Origin of the sequence: Salinibacterium sp. NSLL17, assembly GCF_015864935.1 — a bacterium.
In the GTDB taxonomy this organism is placed as follows: Bacteria; Actinomycetota; Actinomycetes; order Actinomycetales; family Microbacteriaceae; genus Rhodoglobus.
In genome coordinates, this window is the sequence record NZ_JADYWH010000001.1 from 1,686,625 (window position 1) to 1,706,723 (window position 20,099).

A 20,099-nucleotide genomic window follows, 5' to 3' on the forward strand; every position below is an offset into this window, starting at 1 on the left:
ACCATGAAACCCGTGACAGAGCAGCAAGAAGTTCTTATTGTGACTGGCATGTCGGGCGCCGGTCGTTCGACCGTCGGCAACGCGCTAGAGGATCTCGGCTGGTATGTCGTAGACAACTTGCCACCTCAGATGCTTCTGCCTCTTGTGGACCTCGCTCACCGCGCCGGAGATTCCCTCCCACGCGTGGCTGCGGTTATCGACGTGCGTGGTGGCAAACTCTTCTCGGATGCCCAGCATGCAATTGAGGCCCTCCGTGCTTCCACTTCTCTTCGGGTTCTTTTTCTTGATGCCGAAGATGCCGCGCTGGTTCGCCGTTTTGAGCAGGTCCGCCGGCCGCACCCTCTCCAAGATGAGGGAACCCCGCTCGATGGAATTGCTGCCGAACGAACCCGTATGGCGGAGATTCGCTCCAGTAGCGACATCATCATCGACACTACAGACCTCAACATCCACCAGTTGGCGATGACCATCATCGAAAAGTTCTCTGCGGAGAGCGACGCTGGATTGCGTATTACTATTGAGAGCTTCGGATTTAAGTACGGACTTCCAGCAGACGCCGACATGGTTGCTGACTGCAGATTCTTACCTAATCCCTTTTGGGTGCCCGAGCTCAAAGCATTAGACGGACTCGATGAACGCGTCCGTGCCTATGTCGTTGGGGCGCCAGGAGCACAGGAGTTCGTTGCAGATTATGCGCGAGCCCTCGAACCTGTATTCGCCGGGTATCAGCGCGAGAATAAAAGACACGCAACGATCGCGATCGGCTGTACTGGTGGCAAACACCGTTCGGTTGCGATTGCCGAAGAGCTGTCAGCTATTCTTAGCGGCCTGCCCGGTGTAGCCGTAAGCATTAAGCATCGGGACCGTGGACGAGAGTAGATTGCTCATCCAACAGAACCGCCATCTTGGAAGGAAGGCCAGTTAGTGGCATTAACTGCTGAAGTCAAAGACGAACTGGCACGAATTCAGTTGGGCAAGACGACTGAGCGCGCTGCAGAGCTCGCAACAATTTTGCGGTTCTCGGGTGGTCTCCATCTGATTTCCGGACGTATCGCCGTCGAATCTGAGCTGGAAAGCGAATTGCTCGCTCGCCGTGTGCGGCGCGACATTGCTGAGCTGTACGGCGTTCGCTCTGAGATTTCGCGCGTTGCGTCTTCCGGTGGCCGGCGTACGAACAATCTTCTGGTGCGCGTTCTCGACGGGGGAGAGACCCTCGCTCGCCAGACTGGACTTTTGGATGCCCGCCGCCGCCCCATCCGCGGCCTCCCGAACCGCGTGACTACTGGCGGCCGCGGTGAACTCGCTGCTGTCTGGCGTGGGGCGTTTCTTGCGGCAGGCTCGCTCACAGATCCGGGTCGCTCGGCCGCTCTCGAGGTAACCTGCCCTGGCAACGAGGCCGCAATGGCGCTCGTTGGCGCTGCAGGTCGACTCCGCGTCGCCGCAAAGGCACGCGAGGTTCGCGGTGTTCACCGTGTCGTTGTTCGCGATGGCGAAGCCATTAGCGCCATGCTCACGATCATGGGCGCCGAGACGACTGTGGTGAGCTGGAACGAATTGCGTCAACGTCGCGAAGTTCGCGCCACCGCCAACCGCCTAGTGAACTTTGACGATGCGAACCTTCGCCGTTCGGCGCAAGCTGCTGTTGCCGCGTGCGCCCGCGTCGAACGCGCTCTTGAGATCTTGGGGGATGACGTGCCGCAGCACCTGCGTTACGCCGGCGAACTTCGCCTCAGCCACCGAGACTCAAGCCTGGACGAATTAGGCCACCATGCTGATCCGCCGATGACGAAGGATGCTGTTGCTGGCCGCATCCGTCGGCTACTGGCAATGGCGGACAAGCGCGCAAGCGACCTCGGTGTAGCCGGTACTGAAGCAAACCTTCCCGCTGAGTTGGACGAGGCTTAGCGTTCCCTCCATACGACACGTGCGTCGGATGGACGTGGTTAGACTGGATGTATCTCACCTGACCGTGCTCGCCAGCCGGCGCAGGAATCACGATCCTAGGAGGACTTCCGATGGCTGATTACACGCTTCCAGAACTTTCGTACGACTACTCCGCGCTCGAGCCAAGCATCAGCGCCATGATCATGGAGTTGCACCACAGCAAGCACCACCAGGCATATGTCACTGGTGCGAATGCTGCGATCGCGGGGCTTGCTGAAGCTCGCGATTCCGGAAACCTCGCCAATGTGAACAAGCTCGAGAAGGATCTCGCGTTCAACTTGGGTGGACACATCAACCACTCCATTTTCTGGACCAACATGTCGCCCAACGGTGGCGACAAGCCCACCGGCGACCTTGAGAGCGCCATCGACGACCACTTCGGCTCGTTCGATAAGTTCACGGCACACTTCACAGCGACCGCTATGGGTGTGCAGGGTTCAGGCTGGGCAGTGTTGGCTTGGGACTCCATCGGTGAGCGCCTCATCATCGTTCAGTTCTTCGACCAGCAGGGCAACTTGCCTGCGGGCATCGTTCCTCTCCTCATGCTTGATGTGTGGGAGCACGCCTACTACCTCGACTACAAGAACGTGCGTGCTGACTACGTCAAGGCGTTCTGGAACATCGTTGACTGGGCCAACGTTCAGGACCGCTTCAGCGCAGCGCGCTCGAAGACAAACGGTCTGCTGCTACTCTCGTAGCGGCATCGTGGCCGGGTTAGGCCCCGGCTTTAGCCCAGTCTCCACCCAAGCAACACCCCCACCACTACAGCACGACGCGTCCTAGACGCCTGATTTTCTGGAGCAACAGTGAGCGTAAAAATCGGTATTAATGGTTTCGGTCGCATCGGTCGCAACTTCTTTCGAGCGGCAATGGCTAAGGACAGCAACATTGAAATTGTTGCGGTCAACGACCTCACAGACAACAAGACCCTCGCTCATCTCCTCAAGTACGACACCATCACTGGTCGTCTAGACGCTGAGGTTACGTTTGATGACGAGCAGATCGTCGTCGACGGCAAGGCAATCAAGGTTTTCGCTGAGCGCGATCCCTCGAACCTCCCGTGGGGCGAGCTTGGCGTCGACATCGTCATCGAGTCGACCGGTCACTTCACCAAGTCGGCGGATGCCGCGAAGCACATCGCTGCTGGTGCCAAGAAGGTCATCGTTTCGGCGCCGGCTTCGGGCGATGACGTAGCAACTCTGGTGCTCGGCGTCAACGAGGGAATCTACGACCCCGCCGTTCACAACATCATCTCGAACGCATCGTGCACGACCAACTGCCTCGCACCGTTGGCCAAGGTCTTCATGGACAACTTCGGAATCGACACCGGGTTCATGACGACTGTTCACGCGTACACCGCAGATCAGAACCTTCAGGACGGCCCGCACGGAGACCTTCGCCGCGCTCGCGCAGCAGCGCAGAACGTCATCCCGACGTCGACTGGTGCAGCTAAGGCACTCGGCTTGGTCATCCCTGAGCTCGTCGGCAAGCTCGATGGTTATGCACTTCGCGTTCCCGTCATCACTGGTTCGATCACTGACCTCACCATCACGACTTCGTCTGAAGTTACGGTCGAGCAGGTCAACGCGGCGTACAAGGCCGCGGCTGAGGGCCCTCTCAAGGGCATCCTCAAGTACACCGAGGACCCCATCGTTTCCACCGACATCGTCGGCGACCCACACTCGTCGATCTTCGATGCAGGACTGACGAAGGTCATTGGCAACCAGGTCAAGGTCGCTTCGTGGTACGACAACGAGTGGGGTTACTCCAACCGCCTCGTTGACGTTGCAGAATACGTCGGCGCCCGCCTCTAACATCCAACGACTATGAGCCTCAGAACTCTTTCAACGCTTCCCGACTTGCGCGGTAAGCGCGTGATCGTCCGTTGCGACCTGAACGTACCCCTCAAGGACGGCCAGATCACGGATGACGGTCGCATTCGTGCATCGTTGCCCACGCTCAACGCACTCATCAATGAGGGCGCTCGCGTCGTCATCGTGTCTCACCTGGGTCGCCCCGGTGGTGAGCCCGATGCTCAGTACAGCCTCGAGCCGGTCGCACAGCGGCTCTCGGAGCTGTTGGGCAAAGCCGTTGTGTTCGCTAAGGACACCGTCGGGCACGCCGCTGAGCAAGCGGTTGCCGAGCTCGACGATTGCGGCGTAGCGCTGTTGGAGAATCTGCGGTTCAACTCCGGTGAAACCTCAAAGTCAGAGACGGAACGCGAAGAGTTTGCCGCCAAGCTCGCTCGCTTCGGCGACGCGTTCGTCTCTGACGGTTTCGGAGTAGTTCATCGCAAGCAAGCAAGCGTGTTTGAGTTGGCTAAGGCCCTCCCGAGTGCTGCTGGTTTGCTTATCGAGACTGAACTTGGCGTTCTCGAGCGCCTCACGGTAACCCCAGAGCGTCCTTACACGGTCGTGTTGGGCGGTTCTAAAGTTTCTGACAAGCTCGACGTCATCGGCGCGCTTCTTCCGCGCGTTGATTCGTTGCTCGTTGGTGGCGGAATGCTCTTCACCTTCCTTGCCGCGCAGGGCTACAAGGTTGGAGCTAGCCTCCTTGAAAACGATCAGCTCGATACAGTCAGGGGCTATATCGCCCAGGCTGAAGAGTTGGGTGTCGAGATTGTTCTTCCGACAGACATTGCAGTGGCCGCTTCGTTCGGGCCGGATGCCGCTCACACAATAACGTCGGCTCAAGCGATTGAAGACACCGAGTTCGGTGCTGCTGGCATCGGACTCGACATCGGGCCGGACACTGCAGCTCGATTCGCCGAAGTAATTCGGGCCTCCAAGACTGTTTTCTGGAACGGGCCTATGGGCGTGTTCGAGTTCCCAGCATTTGCGGCAGGAACGAAGGCAGTCGCGCAAGCGCTCACGGAGACAGATGGGTTCGGCGTTGTCGGTGGTGGCGATTCTGCCGCGGCCGTTCGCGCATTAGGTTTTGACGACGACCAGTTTGGTCACATTTCTACGGGTGGCGGTGCGAGCCTCGAGTTTCTCGAAGGCAAGCAGCTCCCCGGACTGGAGGTACTTGGATGGCAAAGGTAAAGCGCGTCCCGCTTATTGCGGGCAATTGGAAGATGAATCTTGACCATCTTCAGTCAATCGCGTTTGTGCAGAAGTTGGCATGGACGTTGAAAGATGCAAATCACGACTTCGGTGTCGACGGTGCAGAGGTTGCGGTGTTTCCCCCGTTCACCGATCTGCGTTCGGTGCAAACCCTCGTCGCAGCGGACAAGCTTGACGTACGCTTCGGCGGCCAAGATCTTTCCGAACATGATTCGGGTGCATACACGGGAGAAATCTCCGGTGCGTTCCTGTCATCGCTTGACTGCCGCTATGTGCTAGTCGGTCACTCCGAGCGTCGCACGATGCACGGAGAAACCGATGAGCAGCTTGCTCGCAAGGTTGCCGCAGCGCTGAAGCACGGCCTCGTGCCGGTTCTGTGCGTCGGCGAGACCGCGGATGACCTCGAAGCTCACGGTCCTAGTGCTGTCCCCGTCGCTCAGCTGAAGGCCGGACTCGCTGGACTCTCTGGCACGCCAGAGCTCGTAGTTGCTTACGAGCCCGTCTGGGCTATCGGCTCGGGCAAGGCCGCGACGCCTGAACAGGCCGAGCAAGTTGCGGCACGACTGCGCGAGACCCTCGCCGAGGTGCTCGGCGATGATGTCGCTGCGGCCACACGAATCCTCTATGGCGGTTCCGTGAAGTCAAGCAACATTGCGAGCCTCATGCGCGAACCCAACATTGACGGCGCTCTTGTGGGCGGTGCAAGCCTTGATGTGGCGGAATTTGCCAGCATCTCGCGCTTCTCCAAGCACGTCGGCACCTAGCCGTTATACTGTTCGAGGCCGGAACGGCCTGTTCGAAAGGTTCTTTGTGGAAATTCTCCAAGTTGTGCTGCAGGTATTGCTCGGCATTACGAGCTTGCTGCTCACACTTCTCATCCTTCTTCACCGCGGACGCGGTGGAGGTCTCTCCGACATGTTCGGCGGGGGAACCACGTCCAATCTGGGTGCTTCCGGTGTTGCAGAACGCAACCTGAACCGCATCACTGTGATCCTGGGCGTCGTATGGATCAGTTGCATCGTCGTACTCGGTCTCATCACCAAATACAACGGCGCTTAAGAACCTCCAGCTTTAGCAAACGAAGGAACACAGTGGCAGCAGGCGGAAGTGCAATTCGTGGGTCGCGCGTTGGCTCGGGCCCGATGGGGGAACAAGATCGTGGTTTTCACGCTGAACGCGTGCAGATCTCGTACTGGGACGCTCTCGGGAACGAAACCGTAAGGTCGTTCTCGGCGAACGTTCCCGACGACGAAATCCCCGCGACGATTGATTGCCCGTCGTCCGGTCTTCCCGCGGGCCGCGACAAGGAGAACCCGCCGTCGGCTTCGAAACTGGAGCCATACAAAACCCATCTTGCCTACGTCAAAGAGCGTCGCAGCGATGACGAAGCGACTGAGCTCCTCGATGAGGCTCTTCTGCAGCTTCGAACCCGTCGTGGCACGGCTACCGCGGAATAGCACGATCGCTGTCAGCGTGGTCTTTTAACATCGCATAGTGCGGTCGACACAAGCCTAAGAACAGAGGCCCCAACCGAATCGGTTGGGGCCTCTGTTCGTTAAAACCGCATCTGAGGTTTAGTGCTCGTCCGTGGAGTCTGCGCTGGTCCAGAACTGCCCAGGATCGATCAACGATGCCGGAACTTGGGCTGCGGCGTCGGAATCGACAAAGAACAAGGTTTTGCGACGGCCTTCAAGGCCCGCTGCGGGAACCTCGTTGTAGCTGGCACCGGCCAGAGTGAGTCCCAACGCGGACGCTTTATCGCTTCCGGCAACGACTGCCCAGATTCGAACTGAAGAGTTGATCACCGGCAGCGTGAGGCTAACTCGTTCATCAGGGGGCTTGGGGGAGTTGCGCACAGCAATAACGGTTCGCTCGGTTTCACGGATGCCTTCACGCTCCGGAAAGAGCGAAGCAATGTGACCGTCCGGGCCGACCCCGAGGAAGACGATGTCGAAGTTCGGGTACTTGCCGTTACGTGCGGAGTGAGCTGCCAGGTCGTTGGCATAAGCCTGAGCCGCGTCATCCAGAGTGAGACCCGAGTCGGATGCCGCAACGGCGTGGACACGGCTGGGGTCGACGGGGATGTGATCGAGCAGAGCAGCGCGCGCCTGCACATCGTTGCGCTCGGGATCGCCGGCAGGCAGCCAACGCTCATCGCCCCACCAGAAGTTAACGCGTGACCAGTCAACACCGTCGCGTTTGGACGACTTATTGATGGCTTCGAGAACTGCTATCCCCATACTTCCACCGGTAAGAACCACGGTTGCTTCATCGAACTCGGCGATGAAGTGGGGGACTTTCGAGAGAAAGCGCGCAGCAACAGCTTTCGCCAGCTTCGCTTTATCGGTGTGGACTATCGCACGACGTTCGTTACTCATTCGCTCTTCGCCTTCGTAGAGTTGTTGATCTGAACCCCAGTGATCTCGCTGACACCGTGACGAACCACGTCACCAAAGAGGCTGTCAGGGTCGAGGCGGCGGAGTTCTTCCGCCAGGCAGTCGCGAAGACTGCGCCGTGGCAGCGAAATGTCGTGCACGGGCTGGTCTGGCTGTGTCAACGTTGCGATGTTGGCCATGTTGCGCTCGAGCGTGATCGTGCCCGATGCTCGCTCAAGGATGACGGCGTGGATGCCGGTGGGAACAGGCGAGCCCTCAGCGACGTGCAGCGTGACCTTCACTTTGAGCTGCATCTGCAACCAGGCTGCGAGCAGCATCGTGGAGGCGGAATCGGCGGCGCCACTGACGGTGACGGCGGTGATGGCCTCGTACGGAGGCTGATCCAGCACAGCGGCAAGCTGCGCGCGCCACAGCGTAAGTCTGGTCCACGCGAAGTCTGTGTCACCAGGTACGTAGGTCTTGCACATGCGGTGCATCGCATCCAGCGGGTTGGTGCTGGCAGCCGCATCGGTGATGCGGCGCTGTGCAATACGACCGATTGGTGACTGTGAGGCACTAGCAGGGCCTTCACCGGGCCACCACGCGACGACGGGAGCATCGGGCAGGAGCAATCCAGTGACGAGGCTCTCTTGGTCGAGTGCGGCATCTCCGTGGGCGGTGACAACGATTACCTCGCTCGCACCGGCGTCTCCGCCAACACGAATCTGAGCATCAACGCGAGCGTCGTCGTCACGAGCGGATGACGCGCTGCTCGTCGACACAACCAGTACACGCATCGGGTGTTCACGCGAGGCGTCGTTTGCCGCTTCAATTGCTTCTTCTTCGTTGCCGAACTCGGTCGCAATGATGAGCGTGAGCACGCGACCTAACGCGACCGCACCGCCATCCTCTCGAATGCGCACGAGCGCTTTCGAGATTTTCGCGGTTGTGGTGTTGGGCAGATCAACAATCATGGTCGTCTCCAGACTCGTCCATCGCGTTCCATGAGGTCGTCGGCAGATTTGGGACCCCACGTGCCTGGACGGTACTGCTCCGGTGCGCCTTGCGTTGCCCAGAACTCTTCAATGGGATCGAGAATCTTCCAGCTAAGCTCTACCTCTTCGTGACGGGGGAACAGCGGCGGATCGCCAAGCAACACATCGAGGATGAGTCGCTCGTAAGCTTCGGGGCTGGCCTCGGTGAACGCGTGGCCGTAGCCGAAGTCCATTGTGACGTCGCGCACATGCATTTCGGCGCCGGGAACTTTCGATCCGAAGCGAATCGTGACGCCCTCATCGGGCTGTACACGGATTACGAGAGCGTTTTGCCCCAGCGCCGAAGTGCGGCTCTCTTCAAAGAGATACTGCGGAGCGCGCTTGAAGACGACGGCAATTTCGGTGACCCGTCGTCCGAGACGCTTTCCAGCGCGGAGGTAGAACGGAACGCCTGACCATCGACGCGTGCCAATGTCGAGGCGAATCGCTGCGTAGGTTTCTGTCTCGGATTCGGGATTCATCCCGTCTTCTTCGAGGAAACCGGTGATCTTTTCGCCACCTTGCCAACCGCCGGCATACTGCCCGCGCGCGGTGTGCTCGCCAAGATTGTCAGGAAGGCGAACCGCCGAAAGTACCTTCTCCTTTTCGGCGCGCAGATCCGCGGCGTCAAAAGAAACAGGTTCTTCCATCGCCGTGAGGGCGAGAAGCTGAAGGAGGTGATTCTGGATGACGTCGCGAGCTGCGCCGATTCCGTCGTAGTACCCGGCCCGGCCCCCAACTCCGATGTCCTCTGCCATCGTGATCTGAACATGATCGACGTGGTTGGAGTTCCAGATCGGCTCAAAGAGCTGATTGGCAAAGCGCAACGCGAGGATGTTCTGAACGGTCTCTTTGCCCAGATAGTGATCGATGCGAAACACACTGTCGGGAGGGAATACCGATTCAACGACGTCATTGAGCTCGCGAGCCGTCGTGAGATCGCTACCGAATGGCTTCTCGATGACAACGCGACTCCACTGCCCGTCGCGTTGTTCTGCGAGCCCGGAGTTACGGAGCTGCTCCGTTACCTGCGGGAATGACTTCGGAGGGATCGAAAGATAGAACGCGTGGTTGCCCATCGTGCCTCGCTCACTATCCAAGTCGGAGAGTGTGTCCTTCAGGCGTTCGAAGGCAGCGGCATCATCAAACTCACCCTGCACGAAGCGAATGCCTTGAGCCAGCTGCTTCCACACATCCTCGTCAAAAGGCGTGCGAGCGTACTGTTTGACAGCGTCGTGAACGACTTTCTCGAAGTCTTGGTCTTCCCAGTCTCGTCGAGCAAAGCCGACGAGTGCGAAGCCTGGGGGAAGTAGCCCCCGGTTGGCGAGGTCATAGACAGCCGGCATGAGCTTCTTGCGCGACAAGTCGCCGGTTACGCCAAAAATGACCAGAGCGCTCGGACCAGCAATACGGTTAAGCCTGCGGTCAGAACTCAACCGCAGGGGATTGAATTCAGCACTGATGTCAACGGGGGACATACTTCTCCTCTACGTGCGGCACGTACGTGCTGCAGCTATCCGATCGCGTCGAGAACCTGCGGCAACGACACCTTCGGGTTCGATACCGTGAGGCTCAAGACGGGGCGGCCGTGCTCAGCAAGCACGCTAGCGTCACCGGCAGCCTGAGCGCGGATGAGCTGTCCAAACGTGAATGGACGGTCGGGAATCTGCAGATCAGATTCTTCGACCACAATGATTTGAAGGAACACACCAATTGCAGGCCCGCCCTTGTGGAACTGACCAGTGGAGTGCAGGAACCGGGGTCCCCAACCGAAAGTGACTGGGCGCTTGGCGCGCGCCGCAGTCTTCTCTCGAAGTTCCGAAAGTTCCGGGTAGCCAGTGCGGTCGGCGTAGACCTGAATGGCGACGTAACCGTCGTCATCGAGGTAGGACAGAAGCGAAGACACAACTCCGGCGAGGTCGCTGCTATCAGCCACCACGCCCTCGGTGCCCCGAACCTCGATGTCGCCAACCGAGAAGGCAGGCGCCTGCTGAGGAGTCGGGTTATCAATGAGTTCCCGCGCTGCGTTCTTTGCAGCCTCAACATCGGGCTGATCAAAGGGGTTGATGCCGAGAAGGCGACCAGCGACGACAGTGGCGTACTCCCAGAGCAGCAACTGTCCACCGAGCGAACCAGCGATTTCAATCTCGCCCTCTGCTACCTCTTTGGTGTCGTCCCAGTCTCCGACGAGTCGAACGATTTGGAGGTCATCCAAACCTTCCGTGACCTCGGGGGAGTCAGTGCGCAGGACAACGGGAAGAAGTCCCTTGCCGAGCTTTCCCGTCGACTCAGCGATGAGCTGCTCAGCCCAATCTCCAAAGCCGAGGATGTGGGTTCCGTCGGTCACGATGCCGAGCTTGTTTTTCAGCGGGTCAGTTCCTGCAATCGCAGCGCCAAGCACGAGGCCAGGGTTGCTCTCGTTGTCGACAGCAAGCTCAACCATGACGGCTTCGGCCTCGTCGAGAAGCTCGGTCAGATCGACACCAGCCAGTCCAGACGGAACGAGTCCGAAGGCGGTGAGCGCCGAGTAACGGCCGCCGACGTTGGGATCAGCGTTGAACACGCGGTATCCCGCAGCGCGAGCCGCGACATCCATCGGCGAACCGGGATCGGTGACGATTACGATGCGCTCCCGTGGGTCGATTCCGGCATCCGTGAAGAACTTTTCGTAGATGCGTTTCTGGGAATCAGTCTCGAGCGTAGAGCCCGACTTGGACGAGATGACGACGGCCGTCGACTGAAGACGATCCGCGAGGGCAGCCTGCACCTGTGCGGGGTCTGTCGAGTCGAGAACTGTGAGTTCAACTCCGTACGTGCGAGTAATGACCTCAGGGGCAAGCGACGAACCGCCCATACCGCCGAGGACAAAGTGATCCACGCCGTCGGCGCGCAGTTTGTCGCGCAGAGCGTAGATGTCCTCGATCATCGGCCGACCGACGGAAACAGCTTCGACCCAGCCCAGGCGCTTCGCCGACTCTTCTTCGGCCGCAGGGCCCCAGAGAGTTGCGTCGCCGCCAGTGATGCGGCTTGCAACTAGATCATTGACGAGCTGCGGAACGATGCGGTCGACGGCTTCTGCCGCCGCACCGGATACTGCAAGCTTCACACTCATTTCGCGGCCTCAAGAGCAGCTGACACGGTGTCGAGCAGCTCGTTCCAGGACACGATGAACTTCTCAACGCCCTCCTTTTCGAGCAGCGCGGTCACCTCGTCATACGAGATTCCGAGTGCGGAGAGTGCGTCGAGAGTGAAGTTTGCCGCGTCGTAGTGAGCCGTGACCTGCTCGCCCTCGATTACGCCGTGGTCGAAGGTCGCTTCAAGCGTCTTCTCCGGCATCGTGTTCACCGTCTCGCCAACGGCAAGCTCCGTGACGTAGAGCGTGTCGGGCAGGCTCGGGTCCTTCACACCGGTGGAAGCCCACAGCGGACGCTGCTTGTTTGCGCCAGCGGCAATGAGAGCCTGAGCGCGCTCCGTAGCGAAGGCGTTCTCGTAGACCTGGTACGCAAGACGAGCGTTTGCAATACCGGCCTTGCTCTTGAGAGCCTTGGCGTCATCGGTGCCGATCGCGTCAAGACGCTTGTCGATCTCGGTGTCGACGCGGGAGACGAAGAACGACGCGACCGAGTGAATCTTCGAAAGGTCGTGGCCGGCAGCCTTCGCCTTCTCCAAACCAGTGAGGTAAGCCTCGATAACTTCGCGGTGACGCGCCAAGCTAAAGATCAAGGTGACGTTGACGCTGATTCCGGCTGCGATCGTTGCAGTGATGGCCTCAAGGCCCTCAACGGTCGCGGGAATCTTGATCATTGCGTTCTCGCGGGCAACCTTCGCCCAGAGCTGCTGAGCCTGAGCAATCGTGCCAGCGGCATCATGAGCCAGTCCAGGTTCAACCTCGATCGAGACTCGACCATCGCGGCCGTCAGTTGCGTCATATACGGCGCGGAAAATGTCGCTGGCGGCAGCAACATCATCGGTCGTGATCTCGAACACAGCATCAGTGACGCTCGTGCCCTTGGCCGCCAGAGCAGCGACCTGCTCGTCGTAGGCCTCGCCCTTTGCCAACGCCGTGGCAAAGATCGTGGGGTTAGTCGTGACGCCAACAACGTTGCGTGAAGCAATGAGCGACTGGAGTCCACCCGAGTTGATTCGCTCACGCGAGAGGTCGTCGAGCCAGATGCTTACGCCGACGCCCGAGAGCGCTGCGGTGGGTGTTTCGTTAGTCATTTCTTGTCTCCTTATCTGGGGCGCCTAGACGGCGTCCAGAGAATCGCGTGCAGCGGCCACAACGGCCTCGGTGGTGATTCCAAACTCACGGAAAAGAGTCTTGTAGTCGGCGGATGCTCCAAAGTGATCGATCGAGATGCTGCGACCTGCGTCGCCAACGTACTCGCGCCATCCAGTGGATACTCCTGCTTCAACCGATACGCGTGCACGCACAGTAGAAGGCAAAACGGACTCGCGGTATTCCGCGGTCTGCTCGGCGAACCACTCAAGGCTAGGAGCGGATACGACGCGCGCATTGATTCCGTCAGCCTTGAGCGTCTCGCGCGCTTCCACAGCGAGCTGCACTTCAGAACCGGTGGCAATCAGGATTACGTCCGGAGTTCCGTTCGGCGCTTCAGCGAGCACGTAAGCTCCCTTGGCTACGTTCGCAGCGGAAGCGAAGGTCTCGCCAGACGCGTCGGCATCCCCACGATCGAATGTGGGCACGTTTTGACGGGTGAGGGCGATACCCGCTGGGCCGTTACGACGCTCAAGGATGGTCTTCCAGGCCCAAGCGGTCTCGTTGGCGTCGGCTGGGCGAACTACGTCCATGCCAGGAATCATGCGCAAGCTAGCAAGCTGCTCGATCGGCTGGTGAGTAGGACCGTCTTCGCCGAGGGCGATCGAGTCGTGAGTCCAGACAAAGATCGACGGCACACCCATGAGAGCGGCCAGTCGAACAGCAGGACGCATGTAGTCGCTGAAGATCAGGAACGTTCCGCCGAAAGCACGAGTGTTTCCGTGAAGAACGATGCCGTTGATAATCGCGCCCATGGCGTGCTCGCGGATACCGAAGTGGAGTACGCGGCCGTACTCGTTTCCGCTCCACTCGCCGGTGGAGTGCTCGCTCGGCACGAAGGATTTCGCCCCGGCGATGGTGGTGAGGTTCGATTCGGCGAGGTCGGCAGAGCCACCCCACAGCTCGGGCATGATGGCACCAATAGCGCCGAGTACCTTGCCGCTTGCCGCACGAGTCGAGACGTCTTTGCCTGCTTCGAACTGGGGGAGTGCTTCTTCGACGCCCTCAGGCAATGCACCAGAGAGAACACGGTCGAGCAGAGTCTTGCGCTCGGGGTTTGCCGCAGCCCACTTGTCGAAGGATTCTGTCCACTCAGCGCGCTGTTGCTTGCCACGGTCGATAGCTTGACGCGTGTGAGAAATAACGTCGTCGTCGACGACGAAGCTCTGTTCGGGATCAAAGCCGAGAGCCTTCTTAGTGCCAGCAAGTTCTTCAGCGCCCAGAGCGGATCCGTGGATCTTTCCGGTGTTCTGCTTGCTGGGGGCTGGCCAGCCGATAATGGTGCGCAGAATGATGAGCGAAGGCTGGTCGGTGACGGACTTGGCGTCTTCGATCGCGGCGTTGAGCGCCTCGACGTCTTCGACGTATTCGCCGGTCTTCTTCCAGTCGACGACCTGTACGTGCCAGTTGTAGGCCTCGTAGCGCATCTTAACGTCTTCGGTGAAGGCGATGTTGGTGTCGTCTTCGATAGAGATCTGGTTGCTGTCGTAGATCGCAATGAGGTTGCCGAGCTTCTGGTGTCCCGCGAGGGACGAAGCTTCTGCTGATACGCCTTCTTGAAGGTCGCCATCACCGGCAATGACATAAACGAAGTGATCGAAGGGGCTCGTGCCTGCTTCAGCCTCAGGGTCAAATAGTCCACGCTCGTACCGTGCTGCGTAAGCGAAGCCGACAGACGATGCGATTCCTTGCCCGAGAGGGCCCGTGGTGATTTCTACACCCTTGGTGTGCCCGTACTCGGGGTGCCCCGGAGTGAGCGAGCCCCACGTGCGTAGAGCCTTGAGGTCGTCGAGTTCAAGCCCGTACCCCGCGAGGTACAACTGAACGTACTGAGTCAATGAGCTGTGGCCCACCGAGAGAATGAACCGGTCGCGGCCAATCCACTGATCGTCGCTCGGATCGCGACGCATCACCTTCTGAAAGAGCAAGTACGCTGCAGGCGCCAAACTCATCGCGGTACCGGGGTGACCGTTACCTACCTTCTCAACAGCATCTGCCGCCAGAATTCGAGCGGTGTCTACCGCTTTGTTGTCGATGTGATCCCATTGAAAAGCTGCCATGAGAATAATGACCCTTCTGCAAGCGAAGTGCCTAGCCAGAAACGGCTAGGGCACATGAACGACCCGCCACACGCCTTCGTTGGCTCGGTCAGTGGTTTTGCCGTAGTGCACTGGTGGTGCGCGCGAGCATGCCACCGACAGGCGGGCACCCCAAGTATAGGGAACCCAGTAGATGATCGCTCCCTTGCTACGGTGACGGTCAGCAGTTTTTGTTATGCGGTTTAGAATCGTAGGTATGGATGTCACTTTAGAAGCCCCCACGCAGCAGCAACGCATTGGCATCCTTCGCAAGATTCGCGCTTACGTTGCTCTCACGAAACCGCGGGTCATCGAGCTTCTGCTCGTCACCACGGTGCCCGTTATGGTGCTCGCCGCTGGCGGAATCCCTAATCTGTGGCTGGTTTTGGCCACCTTGGTCGGTGGAATTCTCAGCGCATCCTCGGCTAATGCCTTCAATTGCTACATCGACCGCGATATCGACCGCGTGATGGCCCGCACCAAGAACCGACCTCTCGTGACAGGCGAGCTCAGCGACCGCGAGGCTCTCTTGTTCGCGTGGATCAGCGGAGTCGGCTCGGTTGTGTGGCTCGGGTTGCTCACGAACTGGCTTGCAGCAGCGCTGTCGCTGTTCGCGATCCTCTTCTACGTTTTCATCTACACGCTTCTTTTGAAGCGTCGTACACCCCAGAACATCATTTGGGGTGGCATCGCCGGTTGCATGCCCGTGCTTATTGGCTGGGCTGCCGTCACCAATGATCTCTCGTGGGCAGCGTGGATCTTGTTCGCCGTTGTCTTCCTTTGGACGCCGCCGCACTACTGGCCGTTGTCAATGAAGTACCGGGCTGAGTACCAATCTGTTGGCGTTCCCATGCTCGCTGTCGTTCGTGGCCGCGCCGCTGTCGGACTCCAGGTGATCTTGTACGCCTGGGCAACCGTCGCGTGCTCGTTGCTTCTTGTACCGGTTGCTGACATGGGCATCGTCTACACGCTCGTAGCGAGCCTGAGCGGCGCCTGGTTCATTATCGAATCTCACCGTTTGTACTCGACGGCGATCCGTCATGGAGACGTCAAAGCTATGCGCGTATTCCACAGCTCGATCAGCTATCTGACGCTCGTATTCCTCGCGGTGGGCATCGACCCGCTGCTGCCGTTCTAGCAGACACAGCAACACCGGGTCGCACCTCGCGGGCTACGTTGTGGCGAAAGACTTCTCGTCGGCTGCCGCTCGCTGCGTAACGCTGGGGCGCAGCGAGAGCACTACGGCCGTCATAGCGGCCGCAATTGCACAAGCAATAACCATGTGGCTACCGACCAGAAGGATCGGCAGTCCACTACGGGACTGAATGATTCCGATTGTGGCCTGAACGACTTCGAGCACGAGCAGAATCACTGCGAAGTCAAGGATTCGACGGTGGCCGCCCTTGGCGAGCAGAATCACCAACGCGAGAGTCGTGGCGAGAAGCACATAGCCCGGCCAGCTGTGGACGTGTTGCAGGATGCCCGCATCCAAACCATTGCGCGCCGTGCCATCGTCGCCCGCGTGCGGACCAGCACCGGTCGTGAGAATACCGGCAACGATCGTCAACGCGACGAAGAGGCTCGTCACATGGGTCACGATCGTGATGGGGCGCGACACTTCACTCTGGGTCCCACGAAGCCCGGTCCAGACTCGATAGACGAGGGCCGCGCTCACCGCGACAAGGATCGCTGAGATCGCGTAGTGAACGCCTACGATGCTGGGGTCGAGCTGAACGCGCACGGAAAGCCCACCGATGAGTCCCTGAAGAACGGTACCGCCGAGGATCAGAAGGGCGAGCGACATCAGGTCGCGACGTTCACGGCGGATTCGCAGCACCATAAGAACCATCAGGATGGCGACGAACCCCACGATGATCGATAGCAGTCGATTGCCGAATTCGATAGCGCCGTGCAGCCCCATCTCCGGGGTTGCCACGAGAGATGCGTCGGTGCACAGCGGCCAAGTAGGGCAACCGAGGCCAGAACCAGTCAATCGAACGGCCCCGCCCGTCGCCACGATCAGTATTTGGATGACTAGCGTCGCCACTGCAAAAATTCTCACTCGAGTGTCTACAGATTGGGGCAATCGTGCGATGACGGCGTTCACGGCCGTACCTCCTGTTATTTCGGGCTTCTGCCTGTAGAATGGATTGCGTTCAGGAACACAGCCCACGCCGGGAAGTCAATGTTGACAGCGAGAGAATCTTTCGCTCGTCCTGTTTCAGTCTAAGTTCGCCCGCGCAGTGTTGTGACACAGCGCACGCGGCCCCACTAAATATTCCCGGCAAAGTGCTGTGCGAAGGAATGCCAACGCAGCCACCTTGGTTGATAGGGGCAGGAAAAGAGGTACCAATGTCCGACGTGCTGATCGATCGTCCGGAACTCAATGGCATGGGCCAGTATGAGTTTGGCTGGGCTGACTCCGACGTTGCGGGAGCCTCTGCGCGACGGGGCATCAACGAAGAGGTCGTTCGCGACATCTCTACGCTTAAGAACGAGCCTGAATCTATGCTCAAATTGCGGCTCAAGGGCCTTGAGCTCTTCGGGCGCAAACCGATGCCGAAGTGGGGCGCCGACTTGTCGGGCATCGACTTCGACAACATCAAATACTTTGTGCGCTCCACTGAAAAGCAGGCGCAGACGTGGGAGGACCTTCCCGCAGATATTCGCGATACCTACGAGAAGCTGGGTATTCCGGAGGCAGAACGCAACCGTCTGGTTTCGGGCGTTGCTGCACAGTATGAGTCCGAGGTTGTTTTCCACTCGATCAACGCCGAACTTGAAGCCAAGGGCGTCATCTTCATGGACACTGACACGGCGCTGCGCGAGCACCCCGAGTTCTTTGACGAGTACTTCGGCACTGTGATTCCCGCCGGCGACAACAAGTTCGCTGCGCTGAACACCGCCGTGTGGTCGGGTGGCTCCTTCGTTTACGTGCCCAAGGGCGTCCACGTTGAGATCCCGCTTCAGGCCTACTTCCGTATCAACACGGAGAACATGGGCCAGTTCGAGCGCACGCTGATCATCGCTGATGAAGGTTCGTACGTTCACTACATTGAGGGCTGCACGGCTCCGATCTACAAGTCGGACTCGCTTCACTCGGCCGTCGTTGAGATCATCGTGAAGAAGGACGCTCGCGTTCGCTACACGACGATTCAAAACTGGTCAAACAACGTGTACAACCTCGTCACCAAGCGCGCTATCGCTCACGAAGGCGCAACCATGGAGTGGATCGATGGCAACATCGGTTCCAAGGTCACGATGAAGTACCCGTCGATCTACCTGGTGGGGGAGCACGCAAAGGGCGAAACCCTTTCGGTGGCCTTCGCAGGCCCCGGCCAGCACCAAGACGCCGGAGCCAAGATGATCCACATGGCGCCGTACACGACATCCTCGATCGTCTCGAAGTCTGTGGCGCGCGGTGGTGGTCGTGCTGGTTATCGTGGAGAAGTCCGCGTTGACGAGAAGGCCCATCACTCAGCAAACACTGTTCGCTGTGATGCGCTGTTGGTCGACACTATTTCGCGCTCTGATACGTATCCGTCGATTGACATTCGAGTGGATGACGTTCAGCTTGGCCATGAAGCAACGGTTTCCAAGGTCAGCGCTGAGCAGCTCTTCTACCTCCAGTCGCGCGGCATGGAAGAAGATGAGGCGATGGCGATGATCGTGCGTGGCTTCATCGAACCCATCGCGCGCGAACTGCCCATGGAGTACGCCTTCGAACTCAATAAGCTCATTGAACTGAGCATGGAAGGATCCGTCGGCTAAATGACCGTCGTTACACCAGAACAGCACGGACTCACGGCTCACAGCGACGGTGGATGGGACGCAAGCGAAAAAGGCTTCGTTCCCGTTCAGACTCGCTCAGCACGCCCTCAGTCTTTCGAACACACCGATTTCGCTCCCGTCAACGGGCTAGAAGCGGAGTGGAAGCTCACGCCAGTGAAGCTCATCAAACCGCTCCTTGACGACGCACTTGACGGCGCTCCCTACGCGATCGACACCGAGGCCCCTGAGGGCATCAGTGTCGAGTGGGTAGCGCGTGACGACGCGCGCATTGCTTCGGCAGGCGCGCCAGAAGAGCGTGCCTCCGCCAATGCGTGGACCAACTTCGAGCAGGCCCTCGCCATCACCATTACGGGTGAAGAGCACTCAACCGTGCGAATCTCTCGCTCAGAGTTGGGCAGCGCTGCACGCGCCGGCCACATCGTGATTACCGCGCGCCCACACAGCAACGGCACCGTCATTGTGGAGTCCACTGGCTCCGCACTTCTCAGCGAGAACGTTGAGGTCGTTGTTGAGGAAGGCGCAACGCTGAACTTTGTCAGTGTTCAGGACTGGGCAGACGACGCTATCCATCTCGCGAGTCATTTCGTACAGGTCGGACGCTCAGCCACGCTCAAGCACACGATCGTGTCGCTTGGCGGCAAGGTTGTTCGCGTCAACCCTTCGGTGCACTTGTCAGGCGAAGGCGCCGACGGCGAACTCTACGGTCTCTATTTTGCGGATGCGGGACAACACCTCGAGCAGCGTGTTTACCTTCACCATGAAGCGGCCCAAACTCGTGGTCGCGTCAGCTACAAGGGTGCCCTTCAGGGCACCGGAGCGCGCACCGTATGGGTCGGAGACGTCCTCATCGGCCCTCACGCTGCCGGCACCGATAGCTACGAACAGAACCGCAACCTCGTTTTGACCGAGGGAACGCGCGCTGACTCGATCCCGAACCTTGAGATTGAGACTGGCGACATCCAGGGTGCCGGCCACGCTAGCGCAACCGGCCGTTTCGATGATGAGCAGTTGTTCTACCTGCAGGCTCGCGGTATCTCCGAGTCAGAAGCACGACGCCTCGTCGTGATCGGCTTCCTCTCTGAGATCGTTCAGAAGGTCGGCGATGAGCAGCTCGAAGCCCGCCTTCACACCGCCATTGAGGCGGAGCTGGAAGGAACCATCTCGTGACCGCTCAGCGCGTGTGTGGCGTGGACGAACTTGAACCCAACAAGGCCTACCGCGTAGAGCTTGAGGGCACAGCTATCTGTGTCGTAAAAGACTCTGCCGGCACGGTCCATGCCATCGGTGACACGTGCACTCACGGCGACATTTCGCTTGCGGAAGGTTTCGTCGAAGACGGAGCCATCGAGTGCTGGGCCCACGGCTCACTCTTTTCGCTCGACACCGGTAAGCCCTTGAGTTTGCCCGCCTATGAACCTGTACCGGTCTTTGTAGTGAAGATCGACGACGACGGAGGGGTCCACATCGATCCCGAGGACACCGTCGCCATCGAGAGCTAATAGCTCTCCATACGAGACCATTAAGGAAAGAAA

Annotated in this window: 19 protein-coding genes; 12 read left to right on the forward strand and 7 right to left on the reverse strand. The window is 59.3% G+C overall.

Annotation, left to right across the window (positions count from 1 at the left end; all coding sequences use genetic code 11):
- Window positions 1-3 precede the first annotated feature (3 nt).
- From rapZ to I6E51_RS08210, 8 genes are all read left to right on the forward strand, one after another.
- Window positions 4-879 (forward strand): RNase adapter RapZ, encoded by an 876-nt coding sequence (rapZ, locus tag I6E51_RS08175; protein WP_197105654.1) that lies wholly within the window; start codon window positions 4-6, stop codon window positions 877-879.
- 45 nt (window positions 880-924) lie between these two features.
- Window positions 925-1,905, forward strand: coding sequence for a DNA-binding protein WhiA (gene whiA / locus I6E51_RS08180; RefSeq protein ID WP_197105653.1), 981 nt, complete (start codon window positions 925-927; stop codon window positions 1,903-1,905).
- Between the two features lie 110 nt (window positions 1,906-2,015).
- Window positions 2,016-2,642 carry a superoxide dismutase gene (locus I6E51_RS08185; protein WP_197105652.1) on the forward strand — a complete coding sequence of 209 codons (627 nt, stop codon included), beginning with the start codon at window positions 2,016-2,018 and terminating at the stop codon, window positions 2,640-2,642.
- 108 nt (window positions 2,643-2,750) lie between these two features.
- Window positions 2,751-3,758 (forward strand): type I glyceraldehyde-3-phosphate dehydrogenase, encoded by a 1,008-nt coding sequence (gene gap, locus I6E51_RS08190; RefSeq protein WP_197109937.1) that lies wholly within the window; start codon window positions 2,751-2,753, stop codon window positions 3,756-3,758.
- Window positions 3,759-3,770: 12 nt separating this feature from the next.
- Window positions 3,771-4,988 (forward strand): phosphoglycerate kinase, encoded by a 1,218-nt coding sequence (pgk, locus tag I6E51_RS08195; RefSeq protein WP_197109938.1) that lies wholly within the window; start codon window positions 3,771-3,773, stop codon window positions 4,986-4,988.
- Window positions 4,976-5,773, forward strand: coding sequence for a triose-phosphate isomerase (gene tpiA, locus I6E51_RS08200; RefSeq protein ID WP_197105649.1), 798 nt, complete (start codon window positions 4,976-4,978; stop codon window positions 5,771-5,773). The genes pgk and tpiA overlap by 13 nt, the downstream gene beginning before the upstream one ends.
- A gap of 46 nt (window positions 5,774-5,819) precedes the next feature.
- The gene (gene secG / locus I6E51_RS08205) at window positions 5,820-6,068 is read left to right on the forward strand and encodes a preprotein translocase subunit SecG (protein WP_197105648.1); all 249 of its coding nucleotides are present in this window, start codon (window positions 5,820-5,822) and stop codon (window positions 6,066-6,068) included.
- Between the two features lie 32 nt (window positions 6,069-6,100).
- Window positions 6,101-6,466 (forward strand): RNA polymerase-binding protein RbpA, encoded by a 366-nt coding sequence (locus I6E51_RS08210; RefSeq protein ID WP_197105647.1) that lies wholly within the window; start codon window positions 6,101-6,103, stop codon window positions 6,464-6,466.
- Between the two features lie 117 nt (window positions 6,467-6,583).
- Here the strand turns inward: I6E51_RS08210 and pgl are convergent, their stop codons facing one another.
- Genes pgl through tkt form a run of 6 tightly spaced genes read right to left on the reverse strand, consistent with a single transcriptional unit; the run spans window position 6,584 to window position 14,757 of the window.
- Window positions 6,584-7,387 carry a 6-phosphogluconolactonase gene (gene pgl, locus I6E51_RS08215; RefSeq protein WP_197105646.1) on the reverse strand — a complete coding sequence of 268 codons (804 nt, stop codon included), beginning with the start codon at window positions 7,385-7,387 and terminating at the stop codon, window positions 6,584-6,586.
- The gene (locus tag I6E51_RS08220; RefSeq protein ID WP_197105645.1) at window positions 7,384-8,358 is read right to left on the reverse strand and encodes a glucose-6-phosphate dehydrogenase assembly protein OpcA; all 975 of its coding nucleotides are present in this window, start codon (window positions 8,356-8,358) and stop codon (window positions 7,384-7,386) included. The genes pgl and I6E51_RS08220 overlap by 4 nt, the downstream gene beginning before the upstream one ends.
- A complete protein-coding gene (zwf, locus tag I6E51_RS08225; protein ID WP_197105644.1) occupies window positions 8,355-9,896 on the reverse strand; it encodes a glucose-6-phosphate dehydrogenase in 1,542 nt (513 codons plus the stop codon). The genes I6E51_RS08220 and zwf overlap by 4 nt, the downstream gene beginning before the upstream one ends.
- A 35-nt stretch (window positions 9,897-9,931) precedes the next feature.
- Window positions 9,932-11,530, reverse strand: coding sequence for a glucose-6-phosphate isomerase (locus tag I6E51_RS08230; RefSeq protein WP_197109939.1), 1,599 nt, complete (start codon window positions 11,528-11,530; stop codon window positions 9,932-9,934).
- On the reverse strand, window positions 11,527-12,639 hold the full coding sequence (gene tal, locus I6E51_RS08235; protein WP_197109940.1) for a transaldolase: 1,113 nt from the start codon (window positions 12,637-12,639) through the stop codon (window positions 11,527-11,529). Before tal ends, I6E51_RS08230 begins: the two co-directional genes overlap by 4 nt.
- 24 nt (window positions 12,640-12,663) lie before the next feature.
- Window positions 12,664-14,757, reverse strand: a complete 2,094-nt coding sequence (tkt, locus tag I6E51_RS08240; RefSeq protein WP_197105641.1) for a transketolase — start codon at window positions 14,755-14,757, stop codon at window positions 12,664-12,666.
- A 235-nt stretch (window positions 14,758-14,992) separates the two neighbouring features.
- Between tkt and I6E51_RS08245 the strand changes: the two genes are divergently transcribed.
- The gene (locus tag I6E51_RS08245; protein ID WP_197105640.1) at window positions 14,993-15,913 is read left to right on the forward strand and encodes a heme o synthase; all 921 of its coding nucleotides are present in this window, start codon (window positions 14,993-14,995) and stop codon (window positions 15,911-15,913) included.
- Between the two features lie 33 nt (window positions 15,914-15,946).
- Here I6E51_RS08245 and I6E51_RS08250 read toward each other — a convergent pair whose 3' ends face one another.
- Entirely contained in the window at window positions 15,947-16,822 is an 876-nt protein-coding gene (locus I6E51_RS08250; RefSeq protein WP_307783871.1) for a COX15/CtaA family protein, read from the reverse strand.
- A 305-nt stretch (window positions 16,823-17,127) separates the two neighbouring features.
- On the opposite strand from I6E51_RS08250, the gene sufB reads away from it, so the two are divergent.
- Genes sufB through I6E51_RS08265 form a run of 3 tightly spaced genes read left to right on the forward strand, consistent with a single transcriptional unit; the run spans window position 17,128 to window position 20,066 of the window.
- Entirely contained in the window at window positions 17,128-18,546 is a 1,419-nt protein-coding gene (gene sufB, locus I6E51_RS08255) for a Fe-S cluster assembly protein SufB (RefSeq protein ID WP_197105638.1), read from the forward strand.
- Complete coding sequence (sufD, locus tag I6E51_RS08260; RefSeq protein ID WP_197109941.1) at window positions 18,547-19,734, forward strand: Fe-S cluster assembly protein SufD; 1,188 nt, start codon at window positions 18,547-18,549, stop codon at window positions 19,732-19,734.
- A complete protein-coding gene (locus I6E51_RS08265) occupies window positions 19,731-20,066 on the forward strand; it encodes a non-heme iron oxygenase ferredoxin subunit (RefSeq protein WP_197105636.1) in 336 nt (111 codons plus the stop codon). Before sufD ends, I6E51_RS08265 begins: the two co-directional genes overlap by 4 nt.
- Window positions 20,067-20,099 lie beyond the last annotated feature (33 nt).